The 21146-nt window shown below is 58.1% G+C and carries 27 protein-coding genes; 2 read left to right on the forward strand and 25 right to left on the reverse strand.

Annotation, left to right across the window (positions count from 1 at the left end; translation table 11 throughout):
* Positions 1-61: 61 nt before the first annotated feature.
* The 3 genes from VQ575_RS23665 to VQ575_RS23675 all read right to left on the reverse strand — a co-directional run bounded on the left by VQ575_RS23665 (position 62) and on the right by VQ575_RS23675 (position 3112).
* Positions 62-820, reverse strand: coding sequence for an alpha/beta hydrolase family protein (locus VQ575_RS23665; protein ID WP_039594468.1), 759 nt, complete (start codon positions 818-820; stop codon positions 62-64).
* Positions 810-1919 (reverse strand): DUF3182 family protein, encoded by a 1110-nt coding sequence (locus VQ575_RS23670; RefSeq protein WP_039594467.1) that lies wholly within the window; start codon positions 1917-1919, stop codon positions 810-812. Before VQ575_RS23670 ends, VQ575_RS23665 begins: the two co-directional genes overlap by 11 nt.
* 197 nt (positions 1920-2116) lie before the next feature.
* Positions 2117-3112, reverse strand: coding sequence for a GlxA family transcriptional regulator (locus VQ575_RS23675; protein WP_039594466.1), 996 nt, complete (start codon positions 3110-3112; stop codon positions 2117-2119).
* Between the two features lie 98 nt (positions 3113-3210).
* On the opposite strand from VQ575_RS23675, the gene VQ575_RS23680 reads away from it, so the two are divergent.
* Positions 3211-3768, forward strand: coding sequence for a cysteine hydrolase family protein (locus VQ575_RS23680; RefSeq protein ID WP_045157075.1), 558 nt, complete (start codon positions 3211-3213; stop codon positions 3766-3768).
* An 87-nt stretch (positions 3769-3855) separates the two neighbouring features.
* On the opposite strand, the gene VQ575_RS23685 is transcribed toward VQ575_RS23680, so the two are convergent.
* From VQ575_RS23685 to VQ575_RS23695, 3 genes are all read right to left on the reverse strand, one after another.
* A complete protein-coding gene (locus tag VQ575_RS23685; RefSeq protein WP_325918530.1) occupies positions 3856-4782 on the reverse strand; it encodes a hypothetical protein in 927 nt (308 codons plus the stop codon).
* A 337-nt stretch (positions 4783-5119) separates the two neighbouring features.
* Complete coding sequence (locus tag VQ575_RS23690; RefSeq protein WP_024778338.1) at positions 5120-5635, reverse strand: single-stranded DNA-binding protein; 516 nt, start codon at positions 5633-5635, stop codon at positions 5120-5122.
* A 9-nt stretch (positions 5636-5644) separates the two neighbouring features.
* Positions 5645-7042, reverse strand: coding sequence for an MFS transporter (locus VQ575_RS23695; protein WP_325918531.1), 1398 nt, complete (start codon positions 7040-7042; stop codon positions 5645-5647).
* 168 nt (positions 7043-7210) lie between these two features.
* Between VQ575_RS23695 and uvrA the strand changes: the two genes are divergently transcribed.
* Positions 7211-10045: an excinuclease ABC subunit UvrA gene (uvrA, locus tag VQ575_RS23700; protein WP_039594462.1), complete on the forward strand. Its 2835-nt coding sequence runs from the start codon at positions 7211-7213 to the stop codon at positions 10043-10045.
* Positions 10046-10135: 90 nt separating this feature from the next.
* On the opposite strand, the gene bfr is transcribed toward uvrA, so the two are convergent.
* The 19 genes from bfr to rplN all read right to left on the reverse strand — a co-directional run bounded on the left by bfr (position 10136) and on the right by rplN (position 21131).
* A complete protein-coding gene (gene bfr, locus VQ575_RS23705) occupies positions 10136-10600 on the reverse strand; it encodes a bacterioferritin (protein WP_024778335.1) in 465 nt (154 codons plus the stop codon).
* Positions 10601-10758: 158 nt separating this feature from the next.
* The gene (locus VQ575_RS23710) at positions 10759-12207 is read right to left on the reverse strand and encodes a catalase (RefSeq protein ID WP_325918533.1); all 1449 of its coding nucleotides are present in this window, start codon (positions 12205-12207) and stop codon (positions 10759-10761) included.
* A gap of 241 nt (positions 12208-12448) precedes the next feature.
* The gene (rplQ, locus tag VQ575_RS23715) at positions 12449-12835 is read right to left on the reverse strand and encodes a 50S ribosomal protein L17 (protein ID WP_003176402.1); all 387 of its coding nucleotides are present in this window, start codon (positions 12833-12835) and stop codon (positions 12449-12451) included.
* A 42-nt stretch (positions 12836-12877) separates the two neighbouring features.
* On the reverse strand, positions 12878-13879 hold the full coding sequence (locus tag VQ575_RS23720; RefSeq protein WP_003186012.1) for a DNA-directed RNA polymerase subunit alpha: 1002 nt from the start codon (positions 13877-13879) through the stop codon (positions 12878-12880).
* 22 nt (positions 13880-13901) lie between these two features.
* On the reverse strand, positions 13902-14522 hold the full coding sequence (rpsD, locus tag VQ575_RS23725; protein WP_003176404.1) for a 30S ribosomal protein S4: 621 nt from the start codon (positions 14520-14522) through the stop codon (positions 13902-13904).
* Positions 14523-14540: 18 nt separating this feature from the next.
* On the reverse strand, positions 14541-14930 hold the full coding sequence (rpsK, locus tag VQ575_RS23730) for a 30S ribosomal protein S11 (RefSeq protein ID WP_002555466.1): 390 nt from the start codon (positions 14928-14930) through the stop codon (positions 14541-14543).
* Between the two features lie 30 nt (positions 14931-14960).
* A complete protein-coding gene (rpsM, locus tag VQ575_RS23735) occupies positions 14961-15317 on the reverse strand; it encodes a 30S ribosomal protein S13 (RefSeq protein WP_009045849.1) in 357 nt (118 codons plus the stop codon).
* Positions 15318-15447: 130 nt separating this feature from the next.
* Positions 15448-15564: a 50S ribosomal protein L36 gene (gene rpmJ / locus VQ575_RS23740; RefSeq protein WP_002555468.1), complete on the reverse strand. Its 117-nt coding sequence runs from the start codon at positions 15562-15564 to the stop codon at positions 15448-15450.
* Between the two features lie 30 nt (positions 15565-15594).
* Positions 15595-16923: a preprotein translocase subunit SecY gene (gene secY / locus VQ575_RS23745; RefSeq protein ID WP_018612224.1), complete on the reverse strand. Its 1329-nt coding sequence runs from the start codon at positions 16921-16923 to the stop codon at positions 15595-15597.
* Positions 16924-17361: a 50S ribosomal protein L15 gene (rplO, locus tag VQ575_RS23750; RefSeq protein ID WP_003186032.1), complete on the reverse strand. Its 438-nt coding sequence runs from the start codon at positions 17359-17361 to the stop codon at positions 16924-16926.
* A gap of 3 nt (positions 17362-17364) precedes the next feature.
* Positions 17365-17541, reverse strand: a complete 177-nt coding sequence (rpmD, locus tag VQ575_RS23755) for a 50S ribosomal protein L30 (RefSeq protein ID WP_003186033.1) — start codon at positions 17539-17541, stop codon at positions 17365-17367.
* A 2-nt stretch (positions 17542-17543) separates the two neighbouring features.
* Positions 17544-18044 carry a 30S ribosomal protein S5 gene (rpsE, locus tag VQ575_RS23760; RefSeq protein WP_003186035.1) on the reverse strand — a complete coding sequence of 167 codons (501 nt, stop codon included), beginning with the start codon at positions 18042-18044 and terminating at the stop codon, positions 17544-17546.
* Positions 18045-18047: 3 nt separating this feature from the next.
* Positions 18048-18398, reverse strand: a complete 351-nt coding sequence (gene rplR, locus VQ575_RS23765) for a 50S ribosomal protein L18 (protein WP_003186037.1) — start codon at positions 18396-18398, stop codon at positions 18048-18050.
* A gap of 10 nt (positions 18399-18408) precedes the next feature.
* On the reverse strand, positions 18409-18942 hold the full coding sequence (rplF, locus tag VQ575_RS23770) for a 50S ribosomal protein L6 (RefSeq protein ID WP_003186039.1): 534 nt from the start codon (positions 18940-18942) through the stop codon (positions 18409-18411).
* A 12-nt stretch (positions 18943-18954) separates the two neighbouring features.
* Positions 18955-19347, reverse strand: coding sequence for a 30S ribosomal protein S8 (gene rpsH, locus VQ575_RS23775; protein ID WP_017848802.1), 393 nt, complete (start codon positions 19345-19347; stop codon positions 18955-18957).
* Between the two features lie 210 nt (positions 19348-19557).
* A complete protein-coding gene (rpsN, locus tag VQ575_RS23780; protein ID WP_003186042.1) occupies positions 19558-19863 on the reverse strand; it encodes a 30S ribosomal protein S14 in 306 nt (101 codons plus the stop codon).
* A gap of 13 nt (positions 19864-19876) precedes the next feature.
* A complete protein-coding gene (gene rplE / locus VQ575_RS23785) occupies positions 19877-20416 on the reverse strand; it encodes a 50S ribosomal protein L5 (RefSeq protein ID WP_003186044.1) in 540 nt (179 codons plus the stop codon).
* A gap of 20 nt (positions 20417-20436) precedes the next feature.
* Positions 20437-20751, reverse strand: a complete 315-nt coding sequence (gene rplX / locus VQ575_RS23790; protein ID WP_003186046.1) for a 50S ribosomal protein L24 — start codon at positions 20749-20751, stop codon at positions 20437-20439.
* A gap of 11 nt (positions 20752-20762) precedes the next feature.
* The gene (gene rplN / locus VQ575_RS23795) at positions 20763-21131 is read right to left on the reverse strand and encodes a 50S ribosomal protein L14 (RefSeq protein WP_002555479.1); all 369 of its coding nucleotides are present in this window, start codon (positions 21129-21131) and stop codon (positions 20763-20765) included.
* Between the last annotated feature and the right edge of the window lie 15 nt (positions 21132-21146).

The raw sequence follows: 21146 nt of genomic DNA on the forward strand, positions 1-21146 counted from the left end.
GCTGGGAGCGGGCTTGCTCCGCCAGCGATCCGCCGAAGAGGCCCGCCTGGACGCCACATGTCTACCGCTCCTGAATGATGCTCAACCGTTCGCCCACCACCATTTCCGTGATCCAGCTCACCAGGATCGAGGTGTAGGCCTGTTGTGACACGGGGTCGCTCAGGGAATGGTCGGCGCCGTCGATGATCCGGTGGGTCAGCGAATGAGTCTGCTGGCAGGCGGCGCGGTAGCTCATGATGGTGGCATGGGGCACATGGTCGTCGGTTTCGGACTCCACCAGCAGCACATCGCCGGTGAACTGCGAGCACGCGTGCAAGGCGCGGTTGGTATTGGCGTGGACCAGGGTGCTGCGATAATCCAGCAGATCGGTTTTATCCAGATCGCGCTTGGGCGTGTGCCATTGCTCGTCGCGGTACAGCGCCGGCACCCGCAGGGCCAGCCAGCGCACCGGTCGCAACGAGGTCAGGATCGAGGCCAGATATCCACCGTAGCTGGTGCCGACCACGGCAATCGCCGAGGTGTCGAGGGCCGGGTGGGCGAGCAACCGGTCGTAGGCCGCCAGCAGGTCGCGCAGGTTGTCCTCGCGGGTGACCCGTGACAGGGGAATTCCTGCGCCCCCGGTGTGCCCGCGCAAATCGAAGGTCAGGCACACGCAGCCCAGGCCGGCAATGCCCTTGGCCCGTTCAAGATCACGCTCCTGGCTGCCGCCCCAACCGTGGACAAACAACACGCCGGGAACCTTCGACTTGGGGCTGAGGAAGGTCCCGTTCATATGCTCATCATCAATCGCAATCTGGATTGTTTCACTTCTAGCCGTCATAGGATTGGACCGTTACGTATTTGAGTAGGAAATCACCATTCTCCGCCGCGCCGCGATAAACCTCCGTGGCGCCCGGCGGCAGCGGTTGGTCGGTGTAAGTCTCGATCGAGGACACCCGAACCGCGCGGATCGAGGGGTCCTCGACAAACACCTGCAATGCGGCAAGCTCCGCGCTGCTGGCGCCGCCCATTCGCCAGGATTGCTCCAGCACGCCGCCGCGAGGCTGGCCACCGGTGTCCGTCCCTTGGGCGATGTCATAGTTGCGCCGCGACGCAAAGAACGATGGGAAAGCCTGGTTGGCGGCATCATCGAATACCTGCGCCAGCCGCACCGCTTCGCGCACATCGTCCGGCAATTCCAGGCCGAGAAGCTCGATGTAGCCACCTTGCGCCACCAACAGGTCAGAACCGCCGTAGACTTCTTCCCCTTCGTTGTCGCGGGTCAGGTGCTGTACGCCGCAGTAGCTCAAGACCTTGCCGTTGATGAAGCTTTGGCCGACGCTCTGGGTCTTGACCTCACTGAGATTCTGTTCCAGCACGATGCCCTCGCTGAACAATGCCTGGGCGTCTGGAGCCGCGACGATTTCATCGAATTGCGCGACGCTCCGGATGACCCGCTGGCCACGTCCGGCGCAAGCATGGATGGGCTTGAAGCGGATCGGCCCGGCGTACAGCAAATGCTCGGCGGCCTGGCGCGCATCCTTGAGCGAAAACACGCTGACGCCGTCGAGCACGACGCCCCGGGTCAGCTTGGCGAACAGCGGTGACCAGCCCTTCGGCGCGACTGCGTCCTTGTTCAACAGACCATGGGCAATCGCCTTGGTGCAGATGAAATCGTGGTCGACGTAACCGCCCCACAGGTCATCCGGTCCCTTGACGCCCAGGCGCAACGCAGCCTCCGGCCCGATCAGGGTTTGTGTGGGCAGCAGGTACAAATCTCGCCCGGCGTGTTTGTGGCTGTCATAGCTGCCGCCGTATTCCAGGCCAAGGATGTTCGCCAACCAGCGCGCCAGTGCCCGGTTGGTCTCGACTTCATGCAGCGGTGCCTGGGGATTGACCGAGTGGGCCACTACACATTTGTCACGAGGGATCTGGGTCATGCGTTGTCCTTTCAACTGCGCTCAATAACCGTAGCTATAAGGATTGCAGAGATCAGGCCAACGGCTCGGTGGGGGACGAACGGTCGAGGAAACGGGGGGATGAGCGGATGATGTGGCACCGGGCCTGTTTCATTCTGCACGACTGCCAGCAGCTGCCCGGCAAATTGCACGACGCCAGCTCCGGTTTTTCCCGTGTTTCAGCTTCTGCCGGCGTTTTGAGGGCTTACGCCAAACCTGGCCCGATAGTCACTCGGCGCCAGCCCGGTGATTTTCTTGAAAGTCGCTCGAAAGGCCGACGGATCCTGGTAACCGACGGTCCAGGCGATGTGATCGATGGTGCCATTGGTGAACTCCAGCATTTCCCGGGCCTTGCCAACCCGCAGGTGCTGGCAGTATTCGGTGGGCTTGAGGCCGGTGGCCGCACGAAACCGGCGAAGGAAGGTGCGCTCCTCCAGCCCTGCCTGTTCGGCCATTGCGCCAAGGGAAACATCCACCGCGCCGCTGCGTTGCAACCAGTGCTGTACCTTCAGGATCGCACCATCGCCATGCCCGAGGATCGGCGCAAAATTACTGCCGCACTGGCTCGCGCTGTCGCTGTGTTCGATCACCAGAAATTGCGCGGTGCGCGTGGCGATGCTGGGCCCGAGCAAGCGGTCCACGAGCCGCAGCCCGAGCTCCGACCAGGCCATGAGCCCGGCGGTGGTGATCAGGTCGCCGTCATCGACCATGGGTTTGTCGGCGTCGAGCTTGATCTTCGGATAGCGCGCCGCAAAGGTCTTGGCCGAGGTCCAGTGGGTCGTCGCGCTGCGCCCGTCCAGCAAACCGCTTTCGGCCAGCAGGATCGAGCCGACGCAAACCCCGCCCAGAACCGTGCCGCTGGCGTGCTGCGCCCGGAGCCAATCCATCAGCGGCGGCGTGGCAACGTTTTCATTGAAGCCTGCAATCGATGGAGGGATCAGCAACGCGACCAAGGGCAGGTCCGGACCGGCATCACTGGCAAACACCCGCGACGGCAATTCACCGCCCGCCGTCTGCCAGTGGCTCACGCGCAGCCGCCGCAGTTGCGCACTGGCGTGCTCCGCCGCGATGCCATCCGCCACGGCGAACAGATCGGTCAAACCGTGCACCGCGGCCATTTGCGCGCCGGGGTAGATCAGCACGCCGAGTTCGACGAACGCCCTTTCCTGCGCCATTGTCAGTTTTCCCTCGCTTATTGTCGTTGCGGCCAATTCTCGACCCGGCGGTGAACGCCAATACTGGCGCCCTACCCAACCTGATCGAGGAAGTCCTCATGTCCAAGCAAGCGCTCATCGTAGTCGATATCCAGAACGACTACTTCCCCCAGGGAAAATGGCCACTGGTCGGTGCCGACACCGCCGCCGATAACGCCGCCCGGTTGATCGCAGCCTTTCGCCAGGCCGGCGACAGCGTGGTGCACATCCGCCACGAATTCACATCCGACGACGCGCCTTTCTTCACCCCAGGCTCCAAAGGCGCACAGTTGCACCCCAAGGTACTCAACCACGCCGATGAGCCAGTGGTGCTCAAGCACTTCGTCAATTCATTTCGCGAAACCGAACTGCAAGCGATCCTCCAACAGCACGGCATCGAGCGGTTGGTTGTCGTCGGTAGCATGAGCCACATGTGCATCGACGGCATTGCCCGCGCTGCGGCGGACATGGGCTACGAAGTCACGGTGGTGCACGACGCCTGTGCCAGCCGCGACCTGGAATTCAACGGCCTCGTCGTCCCTGCTGCCCATGTCCACGCTGCGTTCATGTCGGCGCTGGGGTTTGCCTATGCGAATGTGGTGAGTACCGAGCAGTTGCTGGCTGTCGGTAGGCCTTAACCACCAAGCAGGAAAAAACCGCGCCTCGGGGACCGAAGCGCGGTTTTTTTCATAGGACCTGCCGTGGTTTTAATGGGTGAGCACTGATTACTTCTTTACTGCGCTCAGCTTCGCTAACTGCTCTTTCAGCACGGAAGCGACCATTGCGAGATCTTTTAGCGCTTTAGCTTCTCTTTGAGCTGCCGCTGCGCCTGCTGATGGGCCATCGGTTCTGGAAGGATCATGAATAATCAAATGCCCGGTAGTGGATTCGACGATGCATTGTAGATCCCAAGTAAAAGACGGCTTTTCGGTTGCATATTCCCTGATGGCCTCCAAATCAGAGACCGTAACGGCCAATTTGGTGGAATCTGTGAAGACTCCTTTTTTCTTCAAGGCCGATACCAGCGTGGACTTTGCCAAGGTCAATTGCTGCATGGTGCTGACCCCACTCAATATCCTTGCGCCTTCTGCCCCCTCCACTTTTTTTGAGAAGAACGCTTTTCTCCCATCATGCTCAAAGACCTCCGAGACCGTCAGCGACCGCACCCCTGACGCTGGTAGATCTTTCATCAATCTTGCCTGACGGGCTACCTCCTGATCCTTGCTGCTGTCTTTTGCAACCGCCATGAAAATATCGGGGTGAGCGTCCAACTGAAATACTCGTTTCTGTCCGCCCACCGCAACCTGCGACAACGTCCCGCCGTTCCTCAACGCTTCAAAGGCCTTGCCGAAAACCGGTACAGCCTCATGATCAGGCGTCAAAGGGGATTTCGCCTGCTGCCGTTCGAGGAGATGGATCGCCAACGCCTCTATCGAGGTGAAACTCTCTTCTTTCGGCTGACGCACGTACTCGCTAAACAGGCCGAGCGCCACCACCAAATGTGCCTGCTCCAGCATGCCCTTCGACTGCAGAGCCTCAGTCAATTGCTGTGCCAGCGCAGCTTCTTCGTAGTCGCCCGGGTCAATGCTGGAGGAGGCCTTTGGCTCGTCGTCAGGTTTGGCAACTCGACGCCCACCGATGAGTAATGTCATACCGTACTCCTTCCCTGAAGTGATGGCTCCTGCACCTCGGAACTCATGAAGGCTCAACGGACGTAAGGGCTCGCCTGGCGAGAGTTCCGCACAACGGTCTCAAGTGCAGTTTCAAGCGAAGTGATGCACAGCCCAGACGAGTGAAATGTCAACGAAGGCTGGAAACGACAATGATAGGCCTTCACCCGGTTCCTTGCCCGGAACGACGCGCTCATTCCAACTACGAATGGTAAAGACTCAGAACCGGCTAATTTTCCGAAAAACCTGAAAGCAAAAAAAAGCGAAGCCAAATCAATGGCTTCGCTTCTCATATTTATCGTTCTGAAAAAGCTGCAGATCAGAACGGAATATCGTCATCAAAGCTGTCGAAATCCGGAGCCGGCTGCGGCGCGGCCTGTTGCGGAGCCGGGCGTTCGCGCTGTGGCTGTGGCGCCGACTGCGGACGAGGGGCTTGCTGACGCGGAGCCGACTGCTGGTAGTTGTTGCCACCTTGCTGCTGGTCGCCTTGCGGACGGCCGCCGAGCAATTGCATGGTGCCTTGCATGTCGACCACGATTTCGGTGGTGTAGCGCTTGATGCCGTCTTTTTCCCACTCGCGAGTCTGCAGCTTGCCTTCGATGTAGACCTGCGAACCCTTGCGCAGGTATTCGCCGGCAATCTCGGCCACTTTGCCGAACATCGACACGCGGTGCCATTCGGTCTTCTCGACCTTCTGGCCGGTTTGCTTGTCGGTCCATTGTTCGCTGGTCGCCAGGCTCAGGTTGGTCACGGCGTTGCCGTTAGGCAGGTAGCGAACTTCTGGATCCTGGCCGCAAGTACCGACCAATATGACTTTGTTAACCCCACGGGCCATAACGTTCTCCTAGGCTTCGCACGCTGCCGGGGCCGGGTTGTTCACCAGGCGCTCAAGCGTCGCACGATCCAATAATTCGGTGTCCAGTTTGATATACACGGCCGCCTCGTCGGCGACCACCACTGCATCGGTTACTCCAACGACGGCCCTGAGGCGCTCGGCCAGGCCTGCTTCGCGGATGGCTTCGGGCGACAACGGCAAGCGCAGGCTCGTCACATACGGAGGTTCGCGCATGGTAACAGCAAAGGCCAACCAAAGTGCAGCCAGCGCGGCACATCCCAGGAACACAACCGACAAACCGCCGTGCTGGAACAACCAGCCGCCGAGGATGCCGCCCAGTGCCGAACCCAGGAATTGGCTGGTGGAATAAACCCCCATCGCCGTGCCCTTGCCGCCCGCCGGTGAAACCTTGCTGATCAACGACGGCAGCGATGCCTCCAGCAGGTTGAACGCGGTGAAGAACACCACAGTGCCGATCACCAAGGCCCGTAGGCTGTCGCCGAACTGCCAGAAGAATAGCTCAGTGAGCATGAGCGTCACGACGGCGCCGAGTAAAACTCGTTTCATTTTGCGTCGCTTTTCACCATAGATGATGAACGGGATCATCGCGAAGAACGAAATGACCAGTGCCGTCAGGTACACCCACCAATGCTGCTCCTTGGGCAGGCCGGCCTTTTTCACAAGTGCCAGTGGCAGGGCCACGAAGCTGGACATCAGCATGGCATGGAGCACGAAGATGCCCAGGTCCAGGCGCAGCAGGTCAGGATGCTTGAGGGTCGGCACCAACGCCTGGCGGGCCACACCGGATTCGCGGTGCTGCAAAGGCCCCGTGGAGCGCGGCACGATGACCGCAACGATCAGGATACCGACCAATGCCATGGCACCGGTTGCCAGGAACAGGCCTGACAAGCCAAAGGCTCGCGTCAACAACGGTCCTACGACCATGGCGACGGCGAACGACAGACCAATCGTCATGCCGATCATCGCCATGGCTTTTGTCCGGTGCTGTTCGCGGGTCAAGTCTGACAGCAGGGCCATGACGGCGGCGGAAATCGCACCCGCCCCTTGCAGGATCCGGCCGGCAATCACGCCCCAGATCGAGTCCGCATTCGCCGCGAGCACGCTGCCGAGGGCGAAGACGATGAGGCCAAGATAAATGACCGGACGGCGACCGATACGGTCGGAAATAATGCCAAAGGGAATCTGGAAAATGGCCTGGGTCAGGCCGTAGGCGCCGATCGCCAACCCGATGAGGGCCGGGGTCGCGCCCGCCAGGTCCATGCCATAGGTCGCCAGTACCGGCAACACCATGAACATGCCCAGCATGCGAAAGGCGAACACCAGGGCCAGGCCGCTTGCCGCGCGGGTCTCGCCGCTACTCATGCGTTCGCTGTGGGGATCGTGCATGGAAAAACCTCGTGTGAACCGGCGGGGATTCTACCAGTCCCATCGATTGAGGGGGTATATGGCGACCGTTTGCCGCGCAGTCTTCATGCATGACACTTGATAGTGTGTATCCATCCAGTATTTACCCGTATACTCCTACGTTTTCGACGCCCGCCGAGCGAGGCCATTTTGGACAAGATCCTGATTCGTGGGGCCCGTACCCACAACCTGAAGAACATCGACCTGACCCTGCCCCGGGACAAGCTGATCGTCATCACCGGCCTGTCCGGATCCGGTAAATCATCCCTGGCCTTCGACACCCTGTACGCCGAAGGCCAGCGCCGCTATGTCGAATCGCTGTCGGCCTACGCCCGGCAGTTCCTGTCGATGATGGAAAAACCCGATGTCGACACCATCGAAGGCCTGTCGCCGGCGATCTCCATCGAGCAGAAATCGACTTCCCACAACCCCAGGTCGACGGTCGGCACCATTACCGAGATCTACGACTACCTTCGCCTGCTATATGCGCGGGTCGGTATTCCTCGCTGCCCGGACCACGACATTCCGTTGGAAGCCCAGACCGTCAGCCAGATGGTCGACCTGGTGCTGGCCCAGCCCGAAGGCAGCAAGCTGATGCTCCTGGCGCCGGTCATCCGCGAGCGCAAGGGCGAGCACTTGATGGTCTTCGAAGAGTTGCGCGCCCAAGGCTTCGTACGTGCGCGGGTCAACGGCAAGCTGTGCGAGCTGGACGAACTGCCGAAGCTGGATAAACAGAAGAAGCACTCGATCGATGTGGTGGTGGACCGCTTCAAGGTCCGCGCCGACTTGCAACAGCGCCTGGCCGAATCGTTCGAGACAGCCCTGAAGCTGGCCGACGGCATCGCCCTGGTTGCGCCGATGGACGACGAACCGGGTGAAGAGATGATTTTCTCCGCGCGCTTCGCCTGTCCGATCTGTGGCCATGCCATCAGCGAGCTGGAGCCCAAGCTGTTCTCCTTCAACAACCCGGCCGGCGCGTGCCCGACCTGTGATGGCTTGGGGGTCAAGCAGTTCTTCGACACCAAGCGCCTGGTCAATGGCGAACTGACCTTGGCCGAAGGCGCAATTCGAGGCTGGGACAGGCGTAACGTCTACTATTTCCAGATGCTCGGTTCGCTGGCGGCCCACTATAAGTTCAGCCTGGACAAGCCCTTCAACGAGCTGCCCGCCGAACAGCAGAAGTTCATCCTGCACGGCAGCGGCTCGCAGAACGTCGACTTCAAATACCTGAACGACCGGGGCGATATCGTCAAGCGCTCCCACCCGTTCGAAGGCATCGTGCCCAACCTGGAGCGGCGTTACCGCGAGACCGAGTCAGCCAGCGTGCGCGAAGAACTCGCCAAGTTCCTCAGCACCCAGCCCTGCCCGGATTGCCGTGGCACCCGCTTGCGCCGTGAGGCGCGGCACGTGTGGGTCGGCGAGAAAACCCTGCCGGCGGTAACCAGCCTGCCGATCGGCGACGCCACCGATTACTTCGAGGGAATCAAACTGACGGGGCGCCGGGGCGAAATCGCCGACAAGATCCTCAAGGAGATTCGCGAGCGCTTGCAGTTCCTGGTGAACGTTGGGCTGGACTACCTGACACTCGACCGCAGCGCGGACACCCTGTCCGGCGGCGAAGCCCAGCGTATTCGTCTCGCCAGCCAGATTGGCGCCGGCCTGGTGGGCGTCATGTACATCCTCGATGAGCCGTCCATTGGCCTTCATCAACGGGACAATGACCGGCTGCTCGGAACGCTGAAACACCTGCGGGATATCGGCAACACGGTCATCGTGGTCGAGCACGATGAAGACGCGATCCGCCTGGCCGACTATGTAGTGGACATCGGTCCTGGCGCTGGCGTGCATGGGGGCCATATCGTCGCCCAGGGAACAGCGGCCGAGGTCATGGCGCATCCTGACTCGCTGACAGGCAAATACCTGTCGGGCCGGGTGAAGATCAAGGTCCCGGCCAAGCGTACGCCGCGCAACAAAAAGTTGTCGCTGACCCTCAAGGGCGCCCGCGGCAACAACCTGCGCAACGTCGACCTGGAGATCCCGATCGGCCTGCTGACCTGCGTTACCGGTGTGTCCGGCTCCGGCAAGTCGACACTGATCAACAACACGCTGTTCCCCCTCAGCGCCACGGCCCTGAACGGCGCCACGACCTTGGAAGCTGCCGCTCATGACAGCATCAAGGGCCTGGAGCACCTGGACAAAGTCGTCGACATCGACCAGAGCCCGATTGGCCGCACGCCGCGCTCCAACCCGGCGACTTATACCGGGCTGTTCACCCCGATCCGAGAACTGTTCGCCGGCGTGCCGGAGTCCCGTTCACGGGGCTACGGCCCAGGGCGTTTCTCGTTCAACGTCAAGGGTGGGCGCTGCGAGGCCTGCCAGGGCGATGGCTTGATCAAGGTGGAAATGCACTTCCTGCCTGACATCTACGTGCCATGCGACGTGTGCAAGAGCAAGCGCTACAACCGCGAGACGCTGGAGATCAAGTACAAGGGCAAGAACATCCACGAAACCCTGGAGATGACCATCGAAGAGGCCCGGGTGTTCTTCGACGCGGTACCGGCGCTGGCACGTAAACTCCAGACATTGATGGACGTTGGCCTTTCGTACATCAAGCTCGGGCAGTCGGCGACGACCTTGTCCGGTGGCGAGGCGCAGCGGGTCAAGCTATCCCGCGAGCTGTCCAAGCGCGATACCGGCAAGACCCTGTATATCCTCGACGAGCCGACCACCGGTCTGCACTTCGCCGATATCCAGCAACTGCTCGATGTGCTGCATCGTCTGCGCGATCACGGCAACACCGTAGTGGTTATTGAGCACAACCTGGACGTGATCAAGACCGCTGACTGGCTGGTGGACCTGGGCCCGGAGGGCGGTTCCAAGGGTGGCCAGATCATTGCCGTGGGGACGCCGGAACAAGTGGCCGAGATGAAGCAGTCCCACACTGGGTATTATCTCAAGCCGCTGCTGGAGCGTGATCGGGACTGATTTCCCCAAGCACGAAAAAGCCCCTGGTATCTCAACGAGCCAGGGGCTTTTTGTTTTCCTGTGGAAGCGAGTGCTCCCACAATCGCTGAATCAGAACTGCGACTGCAGGTAATTCTCCAACCCGATCAGCTTGATCAGACCCAACTGCTTTTCAAGCCAGTAAGTATGATCTTCTTCGGTGTCGTTGAGCTGGACGCGCAGGATTTCGCGGGTTACGTAGTCGTTGTGTTGTTCGCACAGCTCAATCCCTTTACACAGCGCAGCGCGGACCTTGTACTCCAAGCGCAAGTCGGCAGCGAGCATGTCGGGCACCGTGGTGCCGATATCCAGGTCGTCCGGACGCATGCGTGGCGTGCCTTCGAGCATCAGGATCCGGCGCATCAATGCATCGGCGTGCTGGGCCTCTTCTTCCATCTCATGGTTGATACGTTCGTAGAGCTCGGTAAAACCCCAATCCTCGTACATCCGCGAATGGATGAAATATTGATCACGGGCCGCCAGTTCGCCGGTCAGCAACGTGTTGAGGTAATCGATTACGTCTGGGTGACCTTGCATCGCCCTACATCTCCACAAGCTTTGAAAGGCTGTAGTTTGAACCAAGCTGACTGCAAGGTCACTCACCGGGCGCAACAAAAGTGAGGAAAATCCAAGAAAAGCAGGTTAAATAACGCAAAAACCGCCCAATTGAGGGCGGTTCTGCTTCTCGTTTAGACTTAGTTAAGCTCTACGCCCAACGCCCTTGCGATACCTTCTCCGTAAGCAGGGTCTGCCTTGAAGAAGTGCTGCAGTTGACGATCAACCACGTCAGCCGACACACCTGCCATTGCACCGGCAATATTGCTGATCAACAGCGCCTTCTGCTCATCATTCATCAAGCGGAACAGCGCGCCTGCGTGGCTGTAGTAATCAGTGTCTTCACGATGATCATAACGATCCGCCGCGCCGCTGAGGGGCAAGGCCGGTTCCGCATAGCGCGGGGCTTGCTTCGGCGCCTCGACGTAGCTGTTAGGCTCATAGTTTGGAGCCGCGCCGCCGTTGCTGCCAAACGCCATGGCGCCGTCGCGCTGGTAGGTGTTGACCGGGCTACGCGGAGCATTCACCGGCAGTTGCTGGTGATTGGTCCCCACGCGGTAGCGGTGCGCATCGGCGTACGCGAATACCCGGCCTTGGAGCATGCGGTCAGGTGAAAGGCCTACGCCCGGCACCATGTTGCTCGGCCCGAATGCCGCTTGCTCTACTTCGGCAAAGTAGTTCAAGGGATTACGATTGAGTTCGAGCTCACCGACTTCGATCAGCGGGAATTCCTTCTGCGACCAGGTCTTGGTTACATCAAACGGGTTCTCGTAATGGGCTGCGGCCTGGGCCTCGCTCATGATCTGGATGCAGACGCTCCATTTCGGGAAGTCACCGCGCTCGATGGCCTCGAACAAGTCACGCTGGGCGTAATCCGGATCGATACCCGCCAAGCGCGCGGCTTCGGCCGGCGCGAGATTCTTGATGCCTTGCTTGGTCTTGTAGTGCCATTTCACCCAATGACGTTCACCTTGGGCATTGATCAGGCTGTAGGTGTGGCTGCCGAACCCGTGCATATGACGGTAGCCATCAGGAATACCGCGGTCGGAAAACAGAATGGTGACCTGGTGAAGCGCTTCAGGCGAATGCGACCAGAAATCCCACATCGCCTGGGCGCTTTTCAGGTTGCTTTGCGGCAGGCGTTTCTGGGTGTGGATGAAGTCTGGAAACTTCAGCGGGTCACGGATGAAGAATACCGGCGTGTTGTTACCGACGATGTCCCAGTTGCCTTCCTCGGTATAGAACTTCAGGGCAAAGCCGCGCGGATCGCGTTCAGTGTCGGCCGAACCACGCTCGCCGCCCACGGTGGAGAACCGCAGGAAGGTAGGGGTTTGCTTGCCGATCGACTCGAACAGCTTGGCGCTGGTGTATTGGGTGATGTCCCGGGTAACGGTAAAGGTGCCGTAGGCCCCCGACCCTTTGGCGTGCACGCGACGCTCGGGAATGTTTTCACGGTTGAAATGAGCCAGCTTCTCGATCAGGTGGAAATCATCGAGCAGCAACGGGCCACGAGGGCCTGCGGAGCGAGAGTTCTGGTTATCGGCGACAGGAGCGCCACTGGCGGTCGTAAGCGTTTTGATCTGGCTCATGCTCAATTCTTCCTAGGTCGGTCTTCGGACTGCCGGCTAATCGGCTGGTGAGGAGTATCGATCAACTACATGACGGTCACAAATTTATTAAATTGTGCGCACCAATAGAAATTATCTACCAAGGAACCCAACCTCATATAGTGGCGTTGGCGCCCCACACAAAGCTTGTATGAATAAGCCCTTTTCCTACGCGCACAAAAAACCGGGCACTAGGCCCGGTTCTTCGTTACAGACTGTCGTCTTACTCGGCGCTTACAGCTTCGCCGGCAGTAGCACGATCAACCAACTCGACGTACGCCATAGGCGCGTTGTCGCCAGCGCGGAAACCGCACTTGAGGATGCGCAGGTAGCCACCCTCACGGGTAGCGTAACGCTTGCCCAGGTCGTTGAAGAGCTTACCAACGATAGCTTTCGAACGAGTACGGTCGAAAGCCAGGCGGCGGTTAGCCAGGCTGTCTGTCTTGGCCAGAGTGATCAGCGGCTCAGCAACGCGGCGCAGTTCTTTGGCTTTCGGCAGTGTAGTTTTGATCAGCTCGTGCTCGAACAGCGACACCGCCATGTTTTGGAACATGGCCTTGCGGTGCGAGCTGGTGCGGCTCAGGTGACGACCACTTTTACGATGACGCATGGTTCATTCCTTACCAAACACAACGTTCGGTGATTACGACGATCAGGCAGTCGCCTTGTCGTCCTTCTTAAGACTTGCAGGCGGCCAGTTGTCGAGGCGCATGCCGAGGGACAGACCGCGGGAGGCCAGAACGTCCTTGATTTCAGTCAAGGATTTCTTGCCAAGGTTCGGAGTCTTCAACAGCTCTACTTCGGTACGCTGAATCAGGTCGCCGATGTAGTAGATGTTTTCCGCCTTAAGGCAGTTAGCCGAACGTACAGTCAGTTCCAGATCGTCAACCGGGCGAAGCAGGATCGGATCGATCTCGTCTTCCTGCTCGACAACCACTGGCTCACTGTCCCCTTTGAGGTCGACGAACGCAGCCAACTGCTGTTGCAGGATGGTTGCAGCGCGGCGGATAGCCTCTTCAGGATCCAGGGTACCGTTGGTTTCCAGATCAATAACCAGCTTGTCCAGGTTGGTACGCTGTTCGACACGGGCGTTTTCCACCACGTATGCGATACGGCGAACCGGGCTGAACGAAGAGTCAAGCTGCAAGCGACCGATGCTGCGGCTTTCGTCTTCATCGCTCTGACGCGAGTCTGCCGGTTCATAACCACGACCACGAGCTACGGTGAGCTTCATGTTCAGGGCGCCGTTAGACGCCAGGTTAGCGATTACGTGATCGGGGTTAACGATCTCGACATCATGATCCAGCTGAATATCGGCAGCGGTAACCACCCCCGAACCCTTCTTCGACAAGGTCAGCGTAACTTCGTCACGACCGTGCAGCTTGATAGCCAGACCTTTAAGGTTCAACAGGATTTCAATTACGTCTTCCTGTACACCTTCGATGGCGCTGTACTCGTGGAGCACACCGTCAATCTCGGCCTCGACTACTGCACAGCCGGGCATTGAGGACAACAGGATGCGGCGCAGCGCGTTGCCCAGGGTGTGGCCGAAACCACGCTCGAGAGGCTCGAGTGTGATCTTGGCGCGGGTTGGACTGACAACCTGCACATCAATATGGCGGGGTGTCAGGAACTCATTTACCGAAATCTGCATGGATGCACCTATTTTCTAGCCCTTACTTGGAGTAGAGCTCGACAATCAGGCTTTCGTTGATGTCGGCGGACAGATCACTGCGAGCTGGAACGTTCTTGAAAACGCCCGACTTCTTCTCAGTGTCTACTTCTACCCATTCTACGCGGCCACGTTGGGCACACAGATCGAGAGCTTGGACAATGCGAAGCTGGTTCTTTGCTTTCTCGCGAACAGCGACCACGTCACCAGCACGAACCTGGTAGGACGGAACGTTCACGGTCTGGCCGTTAACGCTGATCGACTTGTGCGATACCAGCTGACGGGATTCGGCACGAGTAGAACCGAAACCCATACGGTATACGACGTTGTCCAGGCGGCATTCGAGCAGTTGCAACAGGTTTTCGCCGGTTGCACCTTTCTTGCCAGCAGCTTCTTTGTAGTAGCCGCTGAACTGACGCTCGAGAACGCCGTAGATACGACGGACCTTCTGCTTTTCACGCAGTTGGGTGCCGTAGTCGGACTGGCGGCCGCGGCGTTGGCCGTGGATACCAGGTGCTGCTTCGATGTTGCACTTCGATTCGATCGCGCGCACGCCGCTCTTCAGGAAGAGATCGGTGCCTTCGCGACGAGCGAGTTTGCATTTTGGACCAATGTAACGAGCCATTCTTTACAATCTCCTGGATTACACGCGGCGCTTCTTCGGCGGACGGCACCCGTTGTGCGGGATTGGCGTCACGTCGGTGATGCTGGCGATCTTGTAGCCACAGCCGTTCAAAGCGCGGACTGCGGATTCACGACCTGGACCTGGACCTTTGACGTTGACGTCGAGGTTTTTCAGGCCGTATTCCAGCGCAGCTTGACCAGCACGCTCAGCAGCTACTTGAGCAGCGAACGGGGTGGACTTGCGGGAACCGCGGAAACCCGAACCACCGGAGGTAGCCCAGGAAAGAGCGTTACCTTGACGGTCGGTAATGGTCACGATGGTGTTGTTAAAAGAAGCATGGATGTGGGCGATGCCATCAACCACTGTCTTTTTAACTTTTTTACGAGGACGAGCAGCAGGTTTTGCCATGATTAAATTCCTGTCGATTCGCTGGGGCGATTACTTGCGGATCGGCTTACGCGGACCTTTACGGGTACGCGCGTTGGTCTTGGTACGCTGACCGCGTACTGGAAGACCACGACGATGACGCAGACCGCGATAGCAACCGAGGTCCATCAAGCGCTTGATTTTCATGTTGATTTCGCGACGCAGGTCACCTTCAGTGGTGAACTTCGCCACTTCGCCACGCAGCTGTTCAATTTGCTCGTCGCTCAGATCCTTGATCTTTGCGGCTGGGTTGACCCCAGTCTCTGCACAAATTTTCTGTGCAGTAGTGCGACCAACACCATAGATGTAGGTCAGCGAGATAACAGTATGCTTGTTATCTGGAATGTTAACGCCTGCAATACGGGCCATTCAGTGGGACTCCAATTGACAGCTACCTACGCCCCGGAAGCCAAGAAATAGGGCGCGAGATAATATCGCTGTAATAACAAATAATCAACCCGGCAGCGCACTAGCTGCCGGGCTTAAAGCACAATCACACTCAGCCTTGGCGCTGTTTGTGACGCGGTTCCGCGCTGCAAATTACCCGAACAACACCTTCGCGGCGAATAATCTTGCAGTTGCGGCACAGCTTTTTCACCGATGCACGAACTTTCATCACCAACTCCTCGAACCTTATGGACGCTACTCAGCGCAACATGCCGCTGCCGTAGCCCTTCAGGTTGGCTTTCTTCATCAGGGATTCGTACTGGTGCGAAACGAGGTGCGATTGTACTTGGGACATGAAGTCCATCACAACCACGACCACGATCAGCAACGAGGTCCCGCCAAGGTAGAACGGAACGTTTGCCGCAACCACCAGGAACTGGGGAAGCAAGCAGACGGCCGTCATGTAAAGAGCACCGAACAAGGTCAAACGAGTCAGAACGCCATCAATGTAGCGCGCCGACTGCTCACCAGGACGGATACCCGGAATAAAGGCACCGGACTTCTTCAGGTTTTCCGCTACGTCTTTCGGATTGAACATCAACGCCGTATAGAAGAAGCAGAAGAAAATAATCCCTGCACTAAACAGCAGAATATTCAACGGCTGACCAGGAGCGATCGACTGCGAGATGTCCTGCAACCAGCCCATACCTTCAGACTGGCCGAACCAGGCACCCAACGAAGCCGGGAACAGCAAGATGCTGCTCGCGAAAATGGCCGGAATAACGCCGGCCATGTTCACCTTCAACGGCAAGTGGCTAGTCTGCGCAGCAAACACCTTGCGGCCCTGCTGACGCTTGGCGTAGTGAACAGCAATACGACGCTGACCACGCTCGATGAACACCACGAAACCGATAATCGCTACTGCCAGCAAACCGATGGCAACCAGAGCAAAGATGTTGATATCGCCCTGACGCGCAGACTCGAAAGACTGCCCAATCGCTCTCGGAAGACCGGCGACGATACCTGCGAAGATCAACATCGAGATACCGTTGCCAACACCACGCTCAGTAATCTGCTCACCCAGCCACATCATGAACATCGCGCCTGCCACAAACGTGGTTACCGCAACGAAATGGAAGCCAAAGTCACCAGTGAACGCTACGCCCTGCCCCGCCAGACCGATGGACATGCCAACAGCCTGGACGAGAGCGAGGACGACAGTGAGGTAGCGGGTGTACTGGCTGATCTTGCGACGGCCAGCTTCACCTTCCTTCTTCAACTGCTCCAGCTGCGGACTGACAGCGGACATCAGCTGCATGATGATCGATGCCGAAATGTACGGCATGATTCCCAGTGCAAAGATACTCATCCGCTCCAGCGCGCCGCCGGAAAACATGTTGAACAAGCTAAGAATGGTCCCCTCATTCTGTCGAAACAGGTCCGCGAGTCGGTCCGGGTTGATACCTGGAACCGGGATGTGTGCGCCTATTCGGTAGACGATAATCGCCAGGAACAGAAAACGCAGACGAGCCCAGAGTTCAGACATACCGCCTTTGCCGAGCGCAGAGAGAGCACCTTGCTTAGCCATTTATTCCTCGAACTTGCCGCCAGCTGCTTCGATAGCCGCACGCGCACCTTTGGTGGCGCCGATTCCCTTTCCGATGGTGACAGCACGAGCAACTTCGCCCGACAGCATGATTTTCACACGCTGTACGTTCTGGTTGATCACGTTGGCATCCTTCAGGGACTGCACGGTGACGATGTCGCCGTCCACTTTGGCCAGCTCGGACAGACGCACTTCTGCGCGGTCCATGGCTTTCAGGGAAACGAAACCGAACTTCGGCAGGCGACGATGCAGCGGCTGTTGACCGCCTTCAAAGCCTGGAGCAATGGTGCCACCGGAGCGGGAGGTCTGACCCTTGTGGCCACGGCCACCGGTCTTGCCCAAACCACTACCGATACCACGGCCCGGACGATGCTTTTCGCGACGGGAACCCGGCGCTGGACTCAGATCATTGAGTTTCATCGATTAACCCTCGACACGCAGCATGTAGTAAGCCTTGTTGATCATCCCGCGATTCTCGGGAGTATCCAGGACTTCTACAGTGTGACCGATGCGACGCAGACCCAGACCCTTAACGCACAGTTTGTGGTTAGGGATGCGGCCGGTCATGCTTTTGATCAGCGTAACTTTTACGGTAGCCATGATCAGAAGATCTCCTTGACGCTTTTGCCACGCTTGGCGGCAATGGATTCAGGAGACTGCATTGCTTTCAAACCCTTGAAAGTGGCGTGAACCACGTTTACCGGGTTAGTCGAGCCGTAGCACTTGGCCAGAACGTTCTGAACGCCAGCAACTTCGAGGACAGCACGCATAGCGCCGCCAGCGATGATACCGGTACCTTCAGAAGCAGGCTGCATGTACACCTTCGAAGCGCCATGGGCGGACTTCATTGCGTACTGCAGGGTGGTGCCGTTCAGATCAACCTGGATCATGTTGCGGCGAGCAGCTTCCATTGCCTTCTGGATCGCAGCAGGCACTTCACGCGACTTGCCACGGCCGAAGCCAACACGCCCTTTACCATCACCAACCACGGTCAACGCGGTGAAAGTGAAGATACGGCCGCCTTTAACGGTTTTGGCTACGCGGTTAACTTGAACCAGCTTCTCGATGTAGCCTTCGTCGCGCTTTTGGTCGTTATTTGACATAACTTAGAACTCCAGCCCAGCTTCACGAGCAGCATCAGCCAGCGCCTTGACGCGGCCGTGGTACTTGAAGCCAGAGCGGTCGAAAGCCACCTGCGAGACGCCAGCGGCTTTAGCACGCGTAGCGACCAGCTGGCCAACCTTAGTGGCCGCGTCGATGTTGCCAGTGGCGCCATCACGCAGTTCTTTATCCAAAGTCGAGGCACTTGCCAGGACTTTGTTGCCGTCGGCCGAAATGACCTGGGCGTAGATGTGCTGCGACGAGCGGAACACGCAGAGACGCACGACTTCGAGTTCGTGCATTTTCAGGCGTGCTTTGCGAGCGCGACGCAGTCGAGTAACTTTTTTGTCGGTCATTTGCTATGCCCTACTTCTTCTTGGCTTCTTTACGACGGACGACTTCGTCCGCGTAGCGCACACCTTTGCCTTTGTACGGCTCTGGTGGACGGAAGTCGCGGATCTCGGCGGCCACTTGACCTACCAGCTGCTTGTCGATGCCCTTGATCAGGATATCGGTCTGGCTAGGAGTCTCAGCGGTGATGCCTTCCGGCAGTTCATAATCCACTGGGTGCGAGAAGCCAAGAGCCAGGTTCAGCACTGTGCCTTTTGCTTGCGCTTTGTAACCAACACCGACCAGCTGGAGCTTGCGCTCGAAGCCTTGGCTTACGCCTTGGACCATGTTGTTTACCAACGCACGAGTGGTACCAGCCATTGCGCGAGTCTGTTGATCGCCATTGCGAGCAGCGAAACGCAGCTCACCAGCTTCTTCAACGATCTCAACGGACGAATGGATGTTCAGTTGCAGAGTGCCCTTGGCACCCTTCACCGAAAGCTGTTGGCCTGCGAATTTGACTTCGACACCGGCTGGCAGCTTAACGGGGTTCTTAGCGACGCGTGACATGCTTATCCCCCCTTAGAACACAGTGCAAAGAACTTCGCCGCCGACACCGGCAGCGCGCGCAGCACGATCCGTCATCACACCTTTGTTGGTGGAGACGATAGACACGCCCAGGCCGCCACGAACTTTTGGCAGATCCTCAACGGACTTGTACTGACGCAGGCCAGGACGGCTAACGCGCTTCACTTCCTCGATGACCGGACGGCCTTCGAAGTACTTCAGCTCGATGGACAGCAGAGGCTTGATTTCGCTGCTGATCTGATAACCCGCAATGTAACCTTCGTCCTTCAGGACTTTGGCAACAGCTACCTTCAACGTGGAAGATGGCATGCTTACGACGGACTTTTCAGCCATCTGGGCATTACGGATACGAGTTAGCATGTCCGCTAACGGGTCCTGCATACTCATGGGCTAGACGCTCCTAATACACAAAAAATTAGCCTTTCGGCTAGTACGTATCGCCGAGCGCATCCGCGCAATAAAAACACGGGCTCAGGCGAGCCGGGTATTCTAGACACACCCCAGAAATGAATCAAGCCCCAAAAGGGGCTTGATTCATTTTCAAGGTCACCGATCGTCAGGATCTCTCGACCCCGAACATCGTGACATTGACAGTGCTTACCAGCTGGCTTTGACCAGACCTGGAACGTCACCACGCATTGCAGCTTGACGCAGCATGTTACGACCGAGGCCGAACTTGCGGTACACGCCGTGCGGACGACCAGTCAGGCGGCAGCGGTTACGCATGCGCGAGGCGCTGGCGTCACGTGGCTGCTTCTGCAGTGCTACGGTAGCTTCCCAACGCGCTTCTGGACTTGCGTTCAGATCAACGATGATAGCTTTCAGCGCTGCACGCTTGGTGGCGTACTTGGCAACGGTGAGCTGACGCTTCAGCTCACGGTTCTTCATGCTCTTCTTGGCCATTTTCCTACTCCAATCAGTTGCGGAACGGGAATTTGAAAGCGCGCAGCAGTGCGCGACCTTCGTCATCCGTCCGAGCAGTGGTGGTCAGGGTAATGTCCAGACCGCGGAGAGCGTCGATCTTGTCGTAATCGATTTCCGGGAAAATGATCTGCTCTTTCACGCCCATGCTGTAGTTGCCGCGACCATCGAAGGACTTGGCATTCAGGCCGCGGAAGTCGCGAACCCGAGGCAGGGAGATCGACAGCAGACGATCCAGGAACTCATACATACGCTCACGGCGCAGGGTCACTTTGACACCGATCGGCCAACCTTCACGGACTTTAAAGCCAGCGATGGATTTCCGAGCGTAAGTCACAACGACTTTCTGACCGGTGATCTTTTCCAGGTCGGCAACTGCGTGCTCGATGACTTTTTTGTCGCCGATCGCTTCGCCCAGACCCATGTTCAGGGTGATTTTGGTAACGCGCGGAACTTCCATCACGTTCGAAAGCTTAAGTTCTTCCTTAAGTTTCGGTGCGATTTCCTTCCGGTAAATCTCTTTTAGTCGTGCCATGGTCTTCTACCTAGCAGTGTTCAAGCATCAACCGCTTTTTGGGTCGACTTGAAGACACGAATTTTCTTACCGTCTTCTACTTTGAAACCAACGCGGTCAGCCTTGTTGGTTTCGCCGTTGAAGATGGCGACGTTGGAAGCGTGCAGTGGCGCTTCTTTCTCGACGATACCGCCCTGTACGCCCGACATCGGGTTAGGCTTGGTATGACGCTTGACCAGGTTCAGACCACCAACAACCAGACGGTTGTCAGCAAGAACCTTCAGCACCTTACCGCGCTTACCCTTGTCCTTGCCGGCGATCACGATGATCTCGTCGTCACGACGAATCTTTTGCATGTCGGATCTCCTTACAGCACTTCTGGGGCGAGCGAGACGATCTTCATGAACTTCTCAGTACGAAGTTCACGGGTCACTGGCCCAAAGATACGGGTGCCGATTGGCTCTTGCTTGTTGTTCAACAGAACAGCAGCGTTGCCATCAAAGCGGATGATGGAGCCGTCAGCACGACGAACACCGTGGCGAGTGCGGACTACTACAGCAGTCATCACTTGGCCTTTCTTCACCTTACCGCGAGGAATTGCTTCCTTGACGGTAACTTTGATGATGTCACCGATACCAGCGTAACGACGATGGGAGCCACCCAGCACCTTGATGCACATAACGCGGCGAGCGCCGCTGTTATCGGCCACATCGAGCATGGATTGAGTCTGAATCATATAATTTCTCCGACC

Source organism: Pseudomonas frederiksbergensis, from assembly GCF_035751725.1.
Lineage (GTDB): Bacteria > Pseudomonadota > Gammaproteobacteria > Pseudomonadales > Pseudomonadaceae > Aquipseudomonas > Aquipseudomonas frederiksbergensis_A.